Here is a 17212-nt window from a genome sequence, read left to right as displayed (position 1 = left end):
TTGCCCTTATGGCTGATTGTTTCTACTCTTTGTTCACTTGTAGTTGTCAGGTGGTAAGCTATTGCAAGAATACATCATGGTAGTGCCTTTCTAGACAATTCTATATGTGAGGTGATCTTGTGAATACTGCGTCAAGGGCGATTACATTAAGATCGATATTTTTTTTATTACCATCATGGATACTTCTATTAATATTCTTTATCGGACCAATATTATTAACCTTCTATTTTTCATTCACTGACCTAGCCCTAACAGGGGCACAAGCACAACAAATGGCATTCGTCGGCTTTGATAACTTCATCGAAATGTTTCAGGATCCTAATTTTCGAATCAGTGTAACGAAGACCATTCTATTTTTGTTTATCTCTGCCATAATTGGACAGCAGGTTCTAGGATTTTTGCTGGCATATTTAATGAAAGAAAAAAACACGACATTCCGAAGAATTATTGGAATTGTCGTCATTGCGGGATGGGTAACACCAGAGATTGTCGTTGCATTCTGCTGGGTTGCTTTTCTAAACGATAGCGGTACACTGAATGCCATCCTGCAATCCTTTGGCCTTGAGACGATCACTTGGTTGTACACCTTCCCTCTTATAAGTGTATGTGTAGCAAATATTTGGCATGGAACTGCTTTTTCTATGTTAGTTTTCCAAGCATCGCTTGACGATGTGCCTAAAACCATTGAAGAGGCAGCTATGATTGATGGAGCATCCAAATTACAAATACTAATCCGAATTATTTTACCAACAGTGAAGGGTTCGATTGTAACGAATATGATTCTAGTTACTTTGCAAACACTTGGTGTATTTACTCTAATTTATGCAATGACTGGAGGCGGACCAGGAACGTCAACTCAGACATTGCCAATCTTTATGTACAATCAGGCATTTGTTAATTACCAGCTTGGGTATGGTACTGCCATATCACTCGTCCTGTTACTTATTGGAGTAATAGCTAGCCTTTTTTATATTCGTTCAATGAAGGTTCAAATATAGGAAGGAGGTCAATTGTGAATCGATTTAAATTAGAAAAAAAACTCTCCTATATTGTATTGACGTTTATTGGTATTTTGTTTATTTTACCACTTTTGTGGGTAATCCTTGCTTCCATTGATGCAAATGCAAAACAGGCGTTAACAATACCTTCTGAATTTACGCTAGATAACTTTACGGCTATTTTATCTGATCCAGCAACTATTCGTTCCTTTATTATTGGGTTATTTATATCTCTAGGCCAATCTATTCTTGTAGTTGCAGTGGGGGGCCTCGCAGCATACCCACTTTCACGATATGCACTTAAATATAAAAAGCCTTTTATGCTGACGATTTTATTCATGACTTCATTACCTATTACCGCTGTTATGGTGCCAGTTTATCAATTATTTATGTTCTTAAATTTACAAGATTCCTTGGTCGCTACTACGTTGTTTTTAACAGCTTCTGGATTGCCCTATGGAATATGGATGCTAAAGAACTTTATGGATGCTGTCCCTCTAGAATTGGAGGAATCAGCTTGGGTCGATGGAGCTTCTATTTGGACCTGTCTTAGAAAAGTAGTAGCCCCTTTAATGATTCCAGGAATTTGTACTGTTGGAATTTTCACCTTTTCGATGAGCTGGGGAAACTTTTTTGTACCTTATATTTTAATTCAATCACCCGATAAGTTTCCAGCATCTGTTACCATTTATCAATTCTTCGGAACTTACGGAATGGTCGAATATGGAAAGCTAGCTGCATTTTCATTAGTTTATACGATGCCAGCTGTTATTCTTTATTTATTTTCACAAAAATTCATGTCACAAGGTTTTAGTTTCGGCGGTGCAACGAAAGGATAAAGTTATTGGAGAGAATGAAATGTATTTTAGCGAAAAACATAATCAAGGAGTTGAAGTATGACTGCACTTTATCAGCAAGTATATCGTTCCATAAAACATGATATAATAAATGGAAAATTCAAACCAGGAGACCGAATTCCATCTGAAAAAGATCTAGCAGAGCAGTTTCAAGTAAGCAGAATTACAAGTAAAAAAGCAATTGAAAAACTGATGATAGAGGGTTTAGTTTATCGACAACGTGGGAAAGGTACCTTTGTTTCAGATAAAGACAAACATTCTCCTGATCATAAAAAACCAAGCAAAAAACCTTTGTTTGGACTAATTATGACAAGTCTTGATGCAAGTTTTGGTAATGAATTAGTTACCTCCCTATTGCAAGGACCTGAGGAATCACACAACTTTATTCTTAGAGTTTCTTTAGGTATTCCTGAAAACGAAAAAAGAATAATTCAAGAATTAAGAGAGCTAGGTGTTGATGGCATTGCCATAGCACCTGCACATTCTGAGCATTACAATTCCGAAATATTAAAGATGGTTGTCAATAAATTTCCACTTGTTCTTATTGACAGGTCTATTAAAGGGATCGGTGTCACAACTGTCTCAACAGATAACGAAGCAGCAGCTCAAATGGGAGTTAATTACCTATTTCAACTAGGGCATGAACACATTGCGATTCTCATGCCCTCTAATTATAAGACTACTTCTATTGAAGACCGAATAACCGGAATTGTTCAAGCTTACGCAGAAAATAATCTGATTGTGGACAGACAATTATGGTACTCGGAAATCCACAGCACTCTCCCCTATCCACTTTCAGCGAAATCCGAAGATGTGGAAAGAATAAAACATCACATTCAAAGCCATCCAAAAATTACTGCCATTTTCGCTCTAGAATATAATATTGCTTTACTTGCTAAGAAAGCTGTGGAGGAGTTGTATTTGCAAGTCCCAAATGACATATCGATTATCTGCTTTGACAGTACGCCATTCAGTGACATGGAAAGCAACTTCACTCATTTAAAACAAAATGAACAAAAATTAGGCAAGATGACAACTAAACGACTGATCGATATGGTTAATGGAAATAGGAAAATTGAAAATGACTATATAGACGCTACTTTAATAAAAGGGATAACGACGAAAGCAATTGACAAGTAGATTAAAGGAACCACCACTCTCTAATCTATTCACAATTAGAGAGTGGTGCCAAATTGCTTAATTAATACCTGTTGCAGTAATTCCCTCTAACCTAAAAAAGATATCTCTTAGTTAATATACTTTCCATAATCTGGTTTCGCAATTTTATCAAAGTTCTTATCCAATTTATCTAAACTCTCTGTTAGTAATTCGCCGGAAAGTGGTGATCCATGACCAGTAAGGGCTATCGTTGGTTTTAGAGAAGCTAATTTGTGAACAGATTCCTTGGCTGCTTTCCAATCTGTTGTTAAATATCTTGGTGGACCACTAATTTCTTTATCTTGTGTTAAGACCTTAAAAAGATTTTCTTGTTTTACCGTAATAAATGCATCTCCTGCAATCAAGACCCTATCACTTTCCCTAAAAAAGGAAACATGACCAGGTGAATGACCAGGAGTATAGATCCATTTGAATTCTGGCATAGATGGTATAGATCCATCAGTAGGTAATGGCATTACATTCTTCCCTAAGTTAATGGCTTCATTAGGAAAGAATGGAGACATTTTAGCAACCATTCCTCCTTCAACAGTTGGGTCTGGTTCTGGATAACTCTTTTGGCCAATTAAATAAGGAATCTCATTCTCGTGTGCATAGACTGGAACCTTCCAATGTTCGACTAACTCTATAATGGCACCAACATGATCAAAATGACCATGGGTTAATATAATAGCCTTTGGTCTACTATTTGCACCAAACCGTTCTTCTGTTACAGAGATAATCTTTTCTGCTGAACCTGGCATCCCCGCATCAACGAGCACAAAATCATTAGTGTCCGGCTTCCCTACTAAGAAAATATTCACTATTTGTATCGTGTAATGAAAAATATCAGGTAAAACCTCCATCCCCATACCACTTCCAACCGAAGTAACGGGAATGTACTTATAATCACTACCGTAATTCATTTGACTGTCCACAGATATTGCCTCCTTTTAATCAAATTCATTCTTAGCGTTCCCCAGAAATTATTTAAAAATTACCAAAAATGTTATATGCTTAACATTCAAAGTGATGTAGCTTAACAGCCAATTCGACTAGAGATTTTTGGTGTAACTTTACTTTTATTGGAGGAACTATTATGTATTTATTACTATCAATTTTTTTGTGCACAATATTGGGAATTTCGTTATTTTTCATTCCACCCTATATAGGAATCATCCTTAGCTTTGGAATTGTTATTGGTTCTCTATTTCGGGCACTTTATATTCTGAATGATATTCATAAGAGAATATCAGATGCATTACCTAGAAAGAATCTTTGGGAAAAATCTTACGAAAGACATGTAGAAAAAAAAGAAAGCGAAGTTTAATCAAGAATTAACACTACTGGAGGTCCTACATGAGATTGCTTTTGACTTTTCTTCTTTTATTTATGGTGCCCATCACTTTATTAGGCTGTATACAAAGTCCAGGGGAAAAGGAAGGTGGTATCTTAAGCAAGGAGCAAGTGTTAAAACGAGACCCAGAGGCTGATCTCTTTGAATTTAATGGGAAAGTTTATCGTACAGGTATAGGTTGGATAGAAAAAAAGGAATTAACAAAAGGGAAAAGAGTTGGAGAAATATCGAAATGGTCGGCAACTAAGCTACCAGTTGGTGCAACAATCTACACAACAGAAGAAAGAGGAGACATCTTAATTGTTGAATATGATGGAATGGAAAATAGATATTTGTTACAGATTGGTGAGTAATATTAATATCTTTCTATTTGGGTGCCGGTGATAGGTGAATTCTTATTATTTGAGAATTATAATGGAATTTTATGTTAAAATAATATTTGATATCTTCATAGGATTATAGCGAATTTTAGGTTGAGATCAAAGGAGAAATTAGATGACAACAAATAAAGTAATCTTTCTTTTCGCACTCTTAACATTCCTATTGATCGGTTGTTCCCAAAACAAAGAAGAAATGGTTATTAACGGGACAATAACTCTTATTGATGAGAACAGTGGGGATATGGAAGTGTATGGGGAAATGATAATCAAAGAAGCTGTGTCCCCATCAGAGTCCTTTGAAATTGTACAAAATTCTATATCACATGTGATAAGCGTATCCAATCCAGAAGATTATGAGATAGGACAACGCGTGAAAGTTAATGCTACCAAAAATGATGATGGAGATAGCTGGGATTTGAATAATTTAAAATTTGAAGTAGTAAAAATAAATTAAAATAAGGTGGGGACGGAAGACAGGAGGGGTTTCCTTGAGTAAAATTGTTCTATTTTCAATCTTATTGATATCTCTAGTTGGCTGCAATCAGAATAGTGAAAATAAAAATAACTATACCACTCTAAATCTACAAACTCACCATCAAGTAGAATCCAATCCAGATTATCAAAATTTTATTATCGAAGATGTGAAAGAGACGTCTCTTTTCATTACTCCACCTGCAACAGATCTAGAAGCATCATATCCTGTGTATGAAATATATGTGGATGAAACGACACAGATAGTGGGCTATAAAAATAATCTTGATGAGTTAGCAAAAGGAGACAATGTTAAAGTTTGGGTTCAAGAAAAAGACAAAGAGCCTGCGGAAAAGATTTTTGTCAATGAGTAATGATCGAGCCTAATTAAACTAACTTAATCTCAGAAAGTAAAATGGTTAAACAGATAGGAGCTATAAAATGTTTGATCAACTAATTGGTGAGAAAGTAAAAATTGTTCCAATGGAAAAAAAACATGTACAAGGTTTATATGAAATTGCAGTAGAACAAGACGTTTGGAATCATTTACCTGAAAACGTACAAACAATAAATGATATGCAGTCCTTCATGGAAAAAGCATTAGAAGGTAAAGAAAGTAAAAAGGAATTTCCCTTTGTTGTCTTAAGCCATAACGAACAAATTATTGGATCTACACGTTTTCTTGATATATCAAATACAAATAAAAGCCTGGAAATCGGTTGGACCTGGTATAGTCCCGCTGTTTGGGGAACAAATACAAATACCGAATGTAAATATTTATTATTAAAGCACTGTTTTGAAACCATGAATCTGATTCGAATACAATTTAAAACAGATGAACAAAATATTCGATCACAAAAGGCTATTGAAAAATTAGGCGCAGTGAAAGAAGGCATCCTAAGAAATCATATGGTCCGTGCCAATGGAACCTACCGTAATTCTGTTTATTACAGCATTATTGACAGTGAATGGAGAGCTGTAAAAACTAGATTAGAAGATATTTTAGAATAGAATGGAAAGATATTTAAGAAAATCAGATGTATATGGTGATCGTTTTGCTTGAATTTCAGAAGAATAGAAAGCCTTCATCAGAGAATTCATGAATGAAGGCTTGAGTGATGATTTTTGGCTAAAAGTTCAAGTTCTATGTTGATGACTTCTCTGGACGTTGTTTATGAGTGCCAGACCAAACAATGACCGGAATAATGAATAATGAAAGCATTGAGCCAATAATCGAGAGAGTTGCGTAACTAGAATATGCTACTACTATCCCAGATAGCCCCCCTCCTAATGCTCCTGAGAAAGCAATCCAGACATCTACTGAACCCTGTGTCTTAGCACGAGTAAAAGGAGTGGTAGAATCGACTATGATGGTCGTACCACTAATCAAACCAAAATTCCAGCCAACACCGAGTAGCACGAGTGCGATAGTGATAGAAATGAGTGAATCTGTCGGTCCAATGGCAGCTAATACACCTGCAGCAAGTAATGTAACGATGGATGCGAAAGCCATAGTAGTACGTCCAATTTTATCTACAAGTACACCAGTGATAAAAGAAGGGAAATACATTCCAGCAATGTGTAATCCAATCACGACCCCTACAGCATTTAAAGAATAACCGTTGTTGCCCATATAGATTGGTGTCATTGTCATAATTGCTATCATAACGAATTGTGTTAACACCATCACAGTAGCTCCAGCTAAAACACCTCGTCTGTCTGTCGAAACCAAATTCGGACTATTTTCTTCGACATGTTGATTTTTTTCTCTTTGATTGTCAGATATTGCTTTTGCAACGATAAAAGGATCAGGACGAAGAAAAATAAACAAAACAATACCTGCCAGTATATACGCTACCGCCGCTAATATAAACGGACCAGCTAATGCAGGAATACCGACTGCCATCGCAAATTTTCCCATAACATCGACCAAATTCGGTCCCGCAATAGCACCAAAAGTGGTGGAAAACAAAGCCATACTAATCGCTTTTGCTCGTTGAGTAGAAGTGGCTAGGTCCGTTCCAGCGTAGCGTGCTTGTAAATTGGTTGCCGATCCAGATCCGTAAATAAGTAGGGAAATAAATAAAAGGAATACATTATTCATTATTGCTGAAATAACAACACCTATTGCACCAATCCCTCCTGCTAAGAAGCCTGATGCGAGGCCAGAACGACGTCCAAATCGCTGGGATATTCGCCCAACAAGTAACGCAGCCCCTGCCGATCCAAAGGTAAATACAGCCGTAGGAAGTCCAGTTACACTATCTGTTCCCAACATATCCTGTGCTAATAAAGCTCCAACTGTTATACCCGCCGCAAGTCCCGCTCCTCCAAAAATTTGAGATATAATGACAACAATTAATGTTTTCTTATATAACTGTTGTTGTTCTTTAGAATGAATATAACCTTGTAAACTGTCAGATTGAGCATCTAATTTTTCACCTCTACCATCTACCATAATTCTACCTACCTCTCTATTTAACAAGTGAAATACTGTTATTCTATGTATTATCTAACTCCTTAGTATTACAAACAAGTCCATACAGCCTTAAAATGATAAATTATATAGTCTTTTTATAGTATTTTTTCTTTTGATTCCATAAAAAGAAGCAGAAATCTGATTGCTACAGTTATGTAATTAAATACAATGAGTTTGATATTAACCATAACATGCACAAATAAACCATACAATATAATAATTGTATGGCAAACAATTTAATTTAATGCGTCTAGTAAATGTTTCAGAATGTTCAACCCTTGCTCCAAATCCTCCATGGTTTTAGGTGCACAAACTGCTATTCTTACAGCTCGCTCTGGACAGCTATTGCCAACTACAAAGCGTTCTGCTGCATACACTTGCACTCCTCTCCGTGCAGCTAAAGATTCAAATTCATTCCCGGTAATTTTTCCAGGTAATAATAGCCAACGAAAGATACCTGTTTCATACCCCAAACACGGATAATCTGCTAAATATTGATGGACTATTTTATTTCTACAAAGCGTTTGTTCTTGATGTTTCTCGATTAATACCTCAAATTGTTTCGAGACAATCGTTCTTGCTGCTAATTCAGCTAATAAAGGCGAAACAGAAACATTTAAATTATACAGTGCCTTTGAAATTTGCTCCTTAAACTTATTAGGCACTGCAACATACGCCATTCGTAACCCCGGCGCAATTGATTTAGATAAGCTTGCAATGTAGATGGTCTTCTCTGGTACAAATGATGCAAGAGCTGGAAGTGGTTTTTCGTTATAAAGATGATATGCTGCATCTTCGATAATGAACAGATTACATCTTTTGGCGATTCCAGCAATCTTTCTTCGATTTTCAATGGACATTTGGCTCGCGGTTGGATTATGGTAATCTGGTATCACATAAATTCCTTTTAGGTTTTCCTTTTTACATGCTAGTTCCAAAGCAGTAGCGCTCATCTCACCATTCTCCGATTTTATCGGCACTAATCGAATATTAAGCATGGATGCGGCCGTTTTTAAGCCTGGATATGTGTGATCATCAACACCAATCCGATCTCCAGGCTGGCAAATTCCAGCTAACGTAGCAGCAATTGCATTTTGACCACCATTAGCAAATAAGATATGATCTACTGTTGTTTCATACCCCCCTCTTTGGATTAATTTTACAGCAGCGTCCTTTTGCCAAAGATTCTCACCTTGTCGACCATAACTAAACCATTTTTCGTAATTTGGCTCTTTCAGCATACCTTTAAGTTCTTCCATTAACGGGTGATAAGAATCATTATCAGGTAATGTTGCACCCATTTCGATTAAATGATTTGGTTTCATGTCTTCTAGTAAGTAAGCATTTGCTAATGCATCATACGATATAAATGTGCCGTTACCCACAGTTGCACTTAACAATCCTTTTGATTCACATACTTTAAATGCTTTGGAAATGGTACTCACATTTAAATCTAAATAATCAGCCAATTCTCGCTGTGGAGGAAGTTTGGTACCAGGTAATAAAACACCATGAGCAATATCTTCTCTTAATTGCTTTGCAAGTGATTTGTAAATTGGTTTCTTCGTTCTATCAATCGACGGCTTCCAGCTCATCGGATAATTTTCAAAAGAGTTAACCGGCATAATACTCTTCCTTTTTATATGATTATAAGATGACTCCCAAATAAGCTAATAAAGCCGCATTCTTTCGTTGAAAAATGCAGCATTTAAAAAAGTTCTTAACATCAGCACTTCATACTTATAGGTCCAAGCTTTAGGTCATTGACTAATTTCAAATACTTCTAAATCAATATTAAGCTCCTTCATTCATATCCCGTCTATTATAACCAAGGTAACCTATTACCATCAATGAAATACTAATCACAGTTATAGTAATAAAAATTGGTGCATCAAATTCTTCCATCGGCATTTGTGGAATCCAGCTTTGAATGGCTGTTTTCGAAAACCATTCTGGTAAATCTAAAATACCACCAAAGTAGTTAAGCAAAAAGGAGTAGGCGAGGTAAACATAAACCACTTTTCCTAGCTTCGGAGCCCAACCAAGTGCTAAAGCTGCAAGACCTGTAAAAAATAATACGGAGGGTAAAAAATTGTAGCCAGCAGCCAAAAAATCAAATATATCCATCGCCCTACTATCCCCCATGACTGAGATAGCTGTCCCACCGAGTCCTACTGCAGCTAATAATACTCCTATTACACCCGCAAAGGTCGCTAAAATAATACTGGTCCAATACCATTGGCTGCGAGACACTTTTGTTGCATAAAGCTGACTTAAATGCAAGCTTCTTTCTTCAGAAAACAATTTATTGACAATGGCAATTGGTAAAATCGAAACCAAACCAATCATTACCATCATAATCGTGCTAGTAAATGATTCTTCAATGGAAACGCCTGATTGAGTAAACATCTGTTGCATCATTTCGTTACTTTCCAAGAAGGTCTGCATGTCTCCATATATCGAACCATAAGCTGCCCCCATAATAACAAAAGCAATCAACCAACCAATTATTACGCCTTTATTAATCTTGATAAGTAAACCACGGACAGACAACAAGGATTTTTTGGCGCTTTCTCGACCTTCTCTTTCTGGAAGATAACCAGCTCCCATATCACGAGCCTCTTCAAGGGCGAAAGCAATAATCACAACAATTACACTAAAAATTGTTGCAAGGATAAGTGGAAACCAGTTATTTTCCGTAAAGGGATAAGTTAAATATGTCCAACCAAGGGGATTGATCATGGATAAGTCAACGTTAGATACATCTGTTCCCGCACGAACAATATAAAGTAATCCTATAATTCCAAGTGCTGAACCTGTTGCCCCAGATGAAGTTGACATAATTTGTGCCATAAACAGAGCAATTCCAGCACCAATAATACCAGACATTCCGACTGATGCACCAAATAAAAAGGAACCTTCAGCAGAAATGGTATCGGTACCGAAACTCATCATAATCCCCGCAATAAAAAGTGCTAATAAGACATTAATGAAAACTATCTCTATAGTTGCAGCAAGAGAGTTTGCTTGACGACCTATTTGAAATGACCGCACAAGCTCCATTAGACCAAGATCTTCTTCTTTACGTGTGTGACCTACCATGTGTAAAACAGCTATTACCATCGCAAATAAACCACAGAACAGTAACATTTCTTGCGCATACATTGCTCCTAAAGTATAATCACTTGCAGTATCTACTGGAGTTGTGCCCACCATAGATATCATAGCAGGATTTTGCATAGTTTCATACATTCCGAGCAAACCATTCCCTTTTGCTATTTCTTCAAAAGCTGGAACATAAGCAGCTGAAAACAAGCCAAGTCCTAAAACCCACACAATAATTTTTTTCCAATCTCGTTTAAGATATTGTAGAAACAGTATATCCCAACGAGCGAATTTTTCCTTCATCGTATTCCATCCTCCTTTCTGGTACTTAACCTTCATAATGACGCATAAACAAATCTTCAAGAGTTGGCGGTATAGATTCAAATTTTCTGACACCTAATTTGCTTGCTTCCATTAAAATATCGTTGAGATATTGATTATCCGCAGAGAAGGTTGCTTGATTATCCTTTTGTTTGAAATCAAAAACTCCATTTACGGTGGCCATTTTAGCTACATCACCTTCTGTTGCTATAGTTACAGTAGAACGGGTCAAGTGACGCAATTCATCAAGAGTACCAGTTTCCACAATTTCACCTTGGCGAATGATGACAACCTTATCTGCTAAACGTTCTACCTCACTCAATATGTGAGAGGATAGCAGGATCGCTTTACCTGATTTTTTGATTTTTTCTACTTCTTCTTGGAAGACAGCCTCCATCAAAGGGTCAAGACCAGAGGTTGGTTCATCAAATATATATAAATCCGAATCAACAGATAATGCCGCAATCAAACCAACCTTTTGACGATTTCCTTTCGAATATCCTTTGGCTTTTTTCTTAGGATCCAATTCAAAGCGTCTAATTAAATAATCGCGTTTTTGCTTATCTCCTCCACCATGCAATTTAATAAACAAATCAATAATTTCACCACCTGTTAGACTTCCCCACAGAGAGACATCCCCAGGGACATAAGAAATACGCTTATGAATTTCAAGACTGTCTTTCCAAACGTCCTTACCGAATATTTCCACATTGCCAGCATCTCGCTTGATAATTCCCAATAAAGTACGGATAGTTGTCGATTTACCAGCACCATTTGGACCAATAAAACCAACAACTTCTCCAGCATCTACCGTGAAGGTCACGTCACTTAATGCTTGAAACTTACCAAATTTTTTTTGCAAACCTTGCACCTCTATAATTTTTGTCACGACACTGCCACTCCTTCTTTTTGATAGTATACTTTTATATTTAAAGAGAAGTTTAAAATTCTAGATAAAAACTCCTTCTTCGTTAAATATCTTACTTCTTATGCACTGATATTTAATCCTTATTTATAAAAGCTGTACTTCAGTATTTCAGAATAATTCTTCCATTCTTTGAGATATTGCTCTCCAAATTCACCAATGTTTTCAAAGGAATCTATTTGTTGGAGCGCTTTCTCTACAAATCCAAACATCGTCCAATTCAAGATTTCCATCACCTTTTCAATATCAATCCCTTCCCGGAATTTAGAGTAATCAATATCTTTATATATTTTCTCCTTGCCCTCGTCATAGATTGGATCAACTTTTTGCTTAATAATATCCTTTACCTCAGCCGATTCTTCTTGAATGGAAGAGGCCAGGAAATCAAATACATGTGGGAACTTTTGTTGGATATGAAATTTCTGTAATCCAATATTTTGGATTCTTTTAAAAAGATCTGTTTCATTATAGTCAATCTGTTCATAAATCTTTTCGATAACTTGAATACTGTGGTCGATTAAATAATAATAAAGATCCTTCTTGCTATTAAAATAGTTAAATAATGAACCTTTAGAGATGTTCGCCTCTTTGACAATTTCATTTGTAGATGCTTTTTCAAAACCACTTTTTACAAATTCTTTTATTGCAGCATTGATAATATGCTGTTGTTTTTCTGATTTTAGACTGTTAAATTTGGAATTGATAGTGATTACCTCTTTTCTGCTACGACTACATTGACCAATGTGGTCATTTCTAATATAACACAAATGACCACATTGGTCAATATGAATCAAAGAGAGGAAGAGACAGGTATGGTTGTTGATTAAATATCCTCCCTAAAATTATATGTTATGATAAAAAGTGGAATCGATTCTGTAAAAAAGTGTAAACAAAACGGATTTCCTTCGTGCAAATCGTATAAAAGTATAAAAAATTAGTAATTCCTCTGAATAAGTACACCGTGCATTTTCTTAAAGAAAGGAATTTGGGTGTTAAAAAACATTAGAAAGGTGGTTCAAAATTGAAAACCAATAATCATTTTTCAAACATGGGGATTACACTGTTCAAACCAACAGGTGTAACACATGCTTTTCCTCTAATTGATTTACAAAATAAACGCGTAACCGGAACTGTTACATACAAAGGGAAGGTCTATATGACGGTTCATATCGATTTAAAAAAGGATACAGTGGAAATCAAAGGTAGTGTTGACGAATTACAAAATATTTCAATGGATCAACAATCTTACTTAGACATGTTTAAGAGTCAGGCCGAATATTTTATCGAAAATAATATATCTGATCCACAGTAGTCTATTGATCAAATAAGAAAACCGTCACCTCACAGTAACGGTTTTCTTGTTGCTATTGCCAGAAGGCTCCACCATAAAATTTCACAAAAAATCATTCTTCTTAATTTTCGAAAAAACGGTCTCCAACGATCGATGAAACGAAATGGCCTCCTCGATTTTGTGCTCAAGTAATTTCTTTTCATCATTTGGACAATTCCCCATAGTATCTTGAATATCCGCTAAATTATCAATTTGTAGATTAAGAGAATCCAGCCAGCGATTGACGTACGTTTTCATAAATTTTTTATATAAATCTTGACGAGCCTCATATAAATCTTGACGAACTCCCTTCTGAAAAACACGTTCGACTAAATTGAACTCCAATAATCTTCTAATCGAGTAACTCATTGCAGTCTTACTCTTCCCTAACGCGTCCCTCATCTCATTTAGAGTCATGGGTGCTCCATTTAGATATAAGGTGACGAATAATTGCGCCTCTGTTTTATTTAAAGAAAACATCTCTAATGTTTTGGAAAATTCAGAAATAATCTGATTATTAATTTTTTCAAGCTCTAATCGCTCATTTTCATTTGTCATAAGTGAAAGTAATCCTCCTTAAATTCTCCTACTATCTAATTTACACTACATAGCTTCAAAATCAATGGGAACATTAAAACTATCGTATAGGATCAAAATAAAGTTTGTAAAGTTTTAACTTTACAAACAAAACATTCTGAAAAATCTAATCATATCACTTGAAATGTTTCGACAAAATCTGTAGCATTATAAAAGTGAGTATAATTTCCTAGAAAAAATCGAAGAAAATGAGGAGATATAAATTCATGTCTTTAATTAAGGTTACAAACTTATCGAAGATCTTTGGTAAGAAAACAAAAAGTGCTCTCTCCTTACTCAGAGAGGGACACTCAAAAGAAGAAATCTTGAAGAAAACTGGCTGTACAGTCGGTGTCAATCAAGCAAGCTTCGAGGTAGAAGAAGGAGAAGTCTTTGTGATCATGGGACTTTCTGGTAGTGGGAAATCCACCCTCGTTCGCTTGATGAATCGTTTGATTGAGCCTACAGAAGGCGATGTCGAAATCAGCGGGGAAAATCTTGCCAAAGTTGGTAAAGATGCTCTACGCAAAGTCCGACGCAAAAAAATTAGTATGGTATTCCAAAAATTTGGTCTCTTTCCATTCCGTACGGTTTTAGATAATGCTGCATTCGGTCTTGAAATTCAAGGCATCGGTAAGGAAGAACGAACAAAGAAAGCACAGGAAGCATTAGAATTAGTAGGATTAGGAAATTTTATTCACCAATATCCGGATCAATTATCAGGTGGTATGCAGCAGCGTGTTGGTTTAGCGCGTGCACTTGCTAACGATCCAGAGGTCCTGTTAATGGACGAAGCCTTTTCCGCGTTAGACCCATTAATTCGTAAAGAAATGCAAGACGAACTCTTAGACCTTCAGCAAAAAATGAAGAAAACCATCATTTTTATTACCCACGATTTAGATGAAGCATTAAGAATTGGCGATCGAATCGCTCTTATGAAGGATGGTGCCATTGTTCAAATCGGTACTCCTGAAGAAATTCTCGTAAACCCAGCGAATGATTATGTGGAGCGCTTTGTGGAAGATGTAGACCGTTCGAAGATTTTAACGGCAAGCCATATTATGAAGCGTCCAGAAACGGTAGATATTGAAAAACACGGTCCAAGGGTTGCCCTAGAACGGATACGTGAGCAAGGATTATCCAGTATTTACGTTGTAGATCGCTCTAGAAAATTAAGAGGATATGTAACAGCGGATGATGTCAAGCAAGCTCGCGAAAACGGTGAGAAAGACTTACAAGGCATTCTTCGTACAGATATGCGAACAGCAGAACTAGAATCACCAATTCATGAAATATTTGAAATTATTCATGATGCACCAGTGCCAGTTGCTGTTGTAGAAGATGGAAAATTAAAAGGAATTATTGTAAGAGGTGCTGTTATCGCGGCATTAGCGAATGGAAATGGAAGTGAGGTGCTAGAGAATGCTTGATTTCGTACCTGAGATTCCAGTAGCTGATTGGATTACTTTATTTGTAGAATGGGTGCAAAATACATTTGAATTTATATTCGACCCAATTAAAGAAGATTTTGGTGAATTCATTGAATGGACATCCGCTTCATTAAGCACTATTCCACCAATTGTAGTGATTTTAATTGTGGCCATACTCGCCTTCTTTATTACAGGGAAGAAGTTTGGCTTAGCTGTTTTTTCTATCGTTGGACTTTGGTTCATTTACAACCAAGGCTTGTGGGAGCATTTGATGTATACATTTTCTCTTGTGTTATTTGCAAGTATTATATCGGTCATTATCGGAATTCCTACTGGTATTTGGATGTCTAAAAGTAAATGGGCACAAACCATTATTACACCAATCTTAGACTTTATGCAGACAATGCCTGCATTCGTCTACCTTATTCCGGCAATTTTATTCTTTGGGATAGGAATGGTGCCAGGTGTTTTTGCTTCTGTAGTCTTCGCAACACCACCTGTTGTCCGGTTTACGAACCTTGGTATTCGTCAAGTGTCACAGGAACTCGTGGAAGCTGCGGATGCATTTGGCACAACTGGATCACAGAAACTATTTAAGGTTGAACTGCCAATGGCACGAAAAACGATCATGGCAGGGGTAAACCAAACCATTATGCTTTCATTATCCATGGTTGTTATCGCATCAATGATCGGTGCACCTGGTCTTGGAAATGATGTTTTAACTGCCCTACAACGCTCACAGGAAGGCCCTGGTTTTGTGGCAGGTTTAGGTATTGTTATTCTAGCAATAATTATTGACCGAATTTCTCAAAATTTAAACAAAGGCTAAAAACTTTCCCGGTTTCCTCCGGGAAGTTTCAATAAAATTTATAAAAAAGGGGAGATCATTTAGTATGTTTAAAACACGTAAAACTTTTGGATTGATGGCTGTACTAATATCTTTAGCATTAGTCCTTGCTGCATGTGGTGGCAATGATAATGGCGATGCTTCAGGTGAAGACACTGTTGGTCAAGGCAAAGAAATCGAACTAGTCTATGTTAACTGGGATACAGAAATTGCATCTACTCACGTGATTGGTCAGGTTTTAGAAAATTTAGGCTATGATGTTAAATTAACTTCTCTAGAAAATGCGGCAATGTGGGAAGCTGTAGCAAATGGGGAAGCTGATGGTATGGTAGCAGCTTGGTTACCATTGACACATGCATCACAATATGAAGAGTTTGGCGATAAAGTAGTGCAATTAGGACCAAATCTAGAAGGAGCAAAAACTGGACTCGTTGTACCTTCTTATATGGATGTTAATTCTATTGCCGACTTAAAAGATCAAGCAGAAAAAACGATTACTGGTATTGAACCAGGTGCTGGTGTAACTGCAGCAACAGAAAAGGCAATTAAAGAATATGACAACCTTAGTGACTGGACATTACAAACTTCTTCTAGTGGCGCCATGACTACTGCACTTGGTGATGCGATTGATAATGAAGAAGAGATTGTAATTACAGGCTGGTCTCCACACTGGATGTTCTCAGAATATGATCTTAAATATTTAGAGGATCCAAATGGTGGATTTGGTGAAGCGGAAACGATTGAAACAATGGTTCGCGAAGGGCTTGAAGAAGACCTGCCAAATGCCTACAAAGTACTTGATCAGTTCGAATGGACACAAGATGACATGAACTCCGTAATGGTTGAAATCATTGTAAACGGAGAAGATCCAAAGGATGCTGCTGAAGCTTGGGTAGAAGAAAACCAAGATAAAGTAGATAAATGGACAGAGGGCGTAGAATAATATAGGAAAAACTGCTTCCATTAGGTAGATACCCTTTT

The 17212-nt window shown here is 36.5% G+C and carries 18 protein-coding genes; 11 read left to right on the top strand and 7 right to left on the bottom strand.

Features of this window, described 5'->3' with window-relative positions; all coding sequences use genetic code 11:
• Window positions 1–119: 119 nt before the first annotated feature.
• The 3 genes from ACZ5R4_RS17290 to ACZ5R4_RS17280 are packed head-to-tail and all read left to right on the top strand — an operon-like array spanning window position 120 to window position 2995.
• A complete protein-coding gene (locus ACZ5R4_RS17290) occupies window positions 120–998 on the top strand; it encodes a carbohydrate ABC transporter permease (RefSeq protein ID WP_109985365.1) in 879 nt (292 codons plus the stop codon).
• Between the two features lie 14 nt (window positions 999–1012).
• Window positions 1013–1837 carry a carbohydrate ABC transporter permease gene (locus ACZ5R4_RS17285; RefSeq protein WP_464367701.1) on the top strand — a complete coding sequence of 275 codons (825 nt, stop codon included), beginning with the start codon at window positions 1013–1015 and terminating at the stop codon, window positions 1835–1837.
• A gap of 57 nt (window positions 1838–1894) precedes the next feature.
• Window positions 1895–2995, top strand: coding sequence for a GntR family transcriptional regulator (locus ACZ5R4_RS17280; RefSeq protein WP_464367700.1), 1101 nt, complete (start codon window positions 1895–1897; stop codon window positions 2993–2995).
• A gap of 107 nt (window positions 2996–3102) precedes the next feature.
• On the opposite strand, the gene ACZ5R4_RS17275 is transcribed toward ACZ5R4_RS17280, so the two are convergent.
• Window positions 3103–3948, bottom strand: coding sequence for an MBL fold metallo-hydrolase (locus ACZ5R4_RS17275; protein WP_464367699.1), 846 nt, complete (start codon window positions 3946–3948; stop codon window positions 3103–3105).
• A gap of 421 nt (window positions 3949–4369) precedes the next feature.
• Between ACZ5R4_RS17275 and ACZ5R4_RS17270 the strand changes: the two genes are divergently transcribed.
• From ACZ5R4_RS17270 to ACZ5R4_RS17255, 4 genes are all read left to right on the top strand, one after another.
• Window positions 4370–4720: a hypothetical protein gene (locus ACZ5R4_RS17270; protein ID WP_464367698.1), complete on the top strand. Its 351-nt coding sequence runs from the start codon at window positions 4370–4372 to the stop codon at window positions 4718–4720.
• A gap of 142 nt (window positions 4721–4862) precedes the next feature.
• The gene (locus ACZ5R4_RS17265) at window positions 4863–5201 is read left to right on the top strand and encodes a hypothetical protein (RefSeq protein WP_277678059.1); all 339 of its coding nucleotides are present in this window, start codon (window positions 4863–4865) and stop codon (window positions 5199–5201) included.
• A gap of 34 nt (window positions 5202–5235) precedes the next feature.
• On the top strand, window positions 5236–5592 hold the full coding sequence (locus ACZ5R4_RS17260; protein WP_054860326.1) for a hypothetical protein: 357 nt from the start codon (window positions 5236–5238) through the stop codon (window positions 5590–5592).
• A 67-nt stretch (window positions 5593–5659) separates the two neighbouring features.
• Complete coding sequence (locus tag ACZ5R4_RS17255; RefSeq protein ID WP_464367697.1) at window positions 5660–6229, top strand: GNAT family N-acetyltransferase; 570 nt, start codon at window positions 5660–5662, stop codon at window positions 6227–6229.
• Window positions 6230–6362: 133 nt separating this feature from the next.
• On the opposite strand, the gene ACZ5R4_RS17250 is transcribed toward ACZ5R4_RS17255, so the two are convergent.
• The 5 genes from ACZ5R4_RS17250 to ACZ5R4_RS17230 all read right to left on the bottom strand — a co-directional run bounded on the left by ACZ5R4_RS17250 (window position 6363) and on the right by ACZ5R4_RS17230 (window position 12842).
• A complete protein-coding gene (locus ACZ5R4_RS17250) occupies window positions 6363–7676 on the bottom strand; it encodes an MFS transporter (RefSeq protein ID WP_109985356.1) in 1314 nt (437 codons plus the stop codon).
• A 257-nt stretch (window positions 7677–7933) separates the two neighbouring features.
• Complete coding sequence (locus ACZ5R4_RS17245) at window positions 7934–9322, bottom strand: aminotransferase-like domain-containing protein (protein ID WP_464367696.1); 1389 nt, start codon at window positions 9320–9322, stop codon at window positions 7934–7936.
• A gap of 169 nt (window positions 9323–9491) precedes the next feature.
• Complete coding sequence (locus tag ACZ5R4_RS17240) at window positions 9492–11105, bottom strand: ABC transporter permease (RefSeq protein WP_464367695.1); 1614 nt, start codon at window positions 11103–11105, stop codon at window positions 9492–9494.
• A 25-nt stretch (window positions 11106–11130) separates the two neighbouring features.
• Complete coding sequence (locus ACZ5R4_RS17235; RefSeq protein ID WP_054860325.1) at window positions 11131–12012, bottom strand: ABC transporter ATP-binding protein; 882 nt, start codon at window positions 12010–12012, stop codon at window positions 11131–11133.
• Between the two features lie 119 nt (window positions 12013–12131).
• Window positions 12132–12842 (bottom strand): TetR/AcrR family transcriptional regulator, encoded by a 711-nt coding sequence (locus tag ACZ5R4_RS17230; RefSeq protein WP_347835200.1) that lies wholly within the window; start codon window positions 12840–12842, stop codon window positions 12132–12134.
• 227 nt (window positions 12843–13069) lie between these two features.
• Here ACZ5R4_RS17230 and ACZ5R4_RS17225 point away from each other — a divergent pair, with 227 nt between their 5' ends.
• The gene (locus tag ACZ5R4_RS17225; RefSeq protein ID WP_464367694.1) at window positions 13070–13360 is read left to right on the top strand and encodes a hypothetical protein; all 291 of its coding nucleotides are present in this window, start codon (window positions 13070–13072) and stop codon (window positions 13358–13360) included.
• An 81-nt stretch (window positions 13361–13441) separates the two neighbouring features.
• Here ACZ5R4_RS17225 and ACZ5R4_RS17220 read toward each other — a convergent pair whose 3' ends face one another.
• Window positions 13442–13936 carry a GbsR/MarR family transcriptional regulator gene (locus ACZ5R4_RS17220; RefSeq protein ID WP_109985353.1) on the bottom strand — a complete coding sequence of 165 codons (495 nt, stop codon included), beginning with the start codon at window positions 13934–13936 and terminating at the stop codon, window positions 13442–13444.
• Between the two features lie 245 nt (window positions 13937–14181).
• Here ACZ5R4_RS17220 and ACZ5R4_RS17215 point away from each other — a divergent pair, with 245 nt between their 5' ends.
• From ACZ5R4_RS17215 to ACZ5R4_RS17205, 3 genes are all read left to right on the top strand, one after another.
• On the top strand, window positions 14182–15384 hold the full coding sequence (locus tag ACZ5R4_RS17215; RefSeq protein ID WP_054788933.1) for a quaternary amine ABC transporter ATP-binding protein: 1203 nt from the start codon (window positions 14182–14184) through the stop codon (window positions 15382–15384).
• Window positions 15377–16213: an ABC transporter permease gene (locus ACZ5R4_RS17210; protein WP_109985352.1), complete on the top strand. Its 837-nt coding sequence runs from the start codon at window positions 15377–15379 to the stop codon at window positions 16211–16213. The genes ACZ5R4_RS17215 and ACZ5R4_RS17210 overlap by 8 nt, the downstream gene beginning before the upstream one ends.
• 64 nt (window positions 16214–16277) lie before the next feature.
• The gene (locus tag ACZ5R4_RS17205; RefSeq protein WP_054860321.1) at window positions 16278–17174 is read left to right on the top strand and encodes a glycine betaine ABC transporter substrate-binding protein; all 897 of its coding nucleotides are present in this window, start codon (window positions 16278–16280) and stop codon (window positions 17172–17174) included.
• Window positions 17175–17212: the final 38 nt, after the last annotated feature.

This window comes from Gracilibacillus sp. JCM 18860 (assembly GCF_055395245.1).
Note: the sequence above shows the minus strand (reverse complement) of the source record. Positions and strands in the feature narration are given on the sequence as shown.

Bases quoted from the DNA above. Each gene is read 5' to 3' on its own strand.
- ACZ5R4_RS17280 (WP_464367700.1), top strand. From the start codon at position 1,895: ATGACTGCACTTTATCAGCAAGTATATCGTTCCATAAAACATGATATA.
- ACZ5R4_RS17270 (WP_464367698.1), top strand. From the start codon at position 4,370: ATGAGATTGCTTTTGACTTTTCTTCTTTTATTTATGGTGCCCATCACT.
- ACZ5R4_RS17265 (WP_277678059.1), top strand. From the start codon at position 4,863: ATGACAACAAATAAAGTAATCTTTCTTTTCGCACTCTTAACATTCCTA.
- ACZ5R4_RS17255 (WP_464367697.1), top strand. From the start codon at position 5,660: ATGTTTGATCAACTAATTGGTGAGAAAGTAAAAATTGTTCCAATGGAA.
- ACZ5R4_RS17250 (WP_109985356.1), bottom strand. From the start codon at position 7,676: ATGGTAGATGGTAGAGGTGAAAAATTAGATGCTCAATCTGACAGTTTA.
- ACZ5R4_RS17245 (WP_464367696.1), bottom strand. From the start codon at position 9,322: ATGCCGGTTAACTCTTTTGAAAATTATCCGATGAGCTGGAAGCCGTCG.
- ACZ5R4_RS17240 (WP_464367695.1), bottom strand. From the start codon at position 11,105: ATGAAGGAAAAATTCGCTCGTTGGGATATACTGTTTCTACAATATCTT.
- ACZ5R4_RS17220 (WP_109985353.1), bottom strand. From the start codon at position 13,936: ATGACAAATGAAAATGAGCGATTAGAGCTTGAAAAAATTAATAATCAG.
- ACZ5R4_RS17215 (WP_054788933.1), top strand. From the start codon at position 14,182: ATGTCTTTAATTAAGGTTACAAACTTATCGAAGATCTTTGGTAAGAAA.
- ACZ5R4_RS17210 (WP_109985352.1), top strand. From the start codon at position 15,377: ATGCTTGATTTCGTACCTGAGATTCCAGTAGCTGATTGGATTACTTTA.
- ACZ5R4_RS17205 (WP_054860321.1), top strand. From the start codon at position 16,278: ATGTTTAAAACACGTAAAACTTTTGGATTGATGGCTGTACTAATATCT.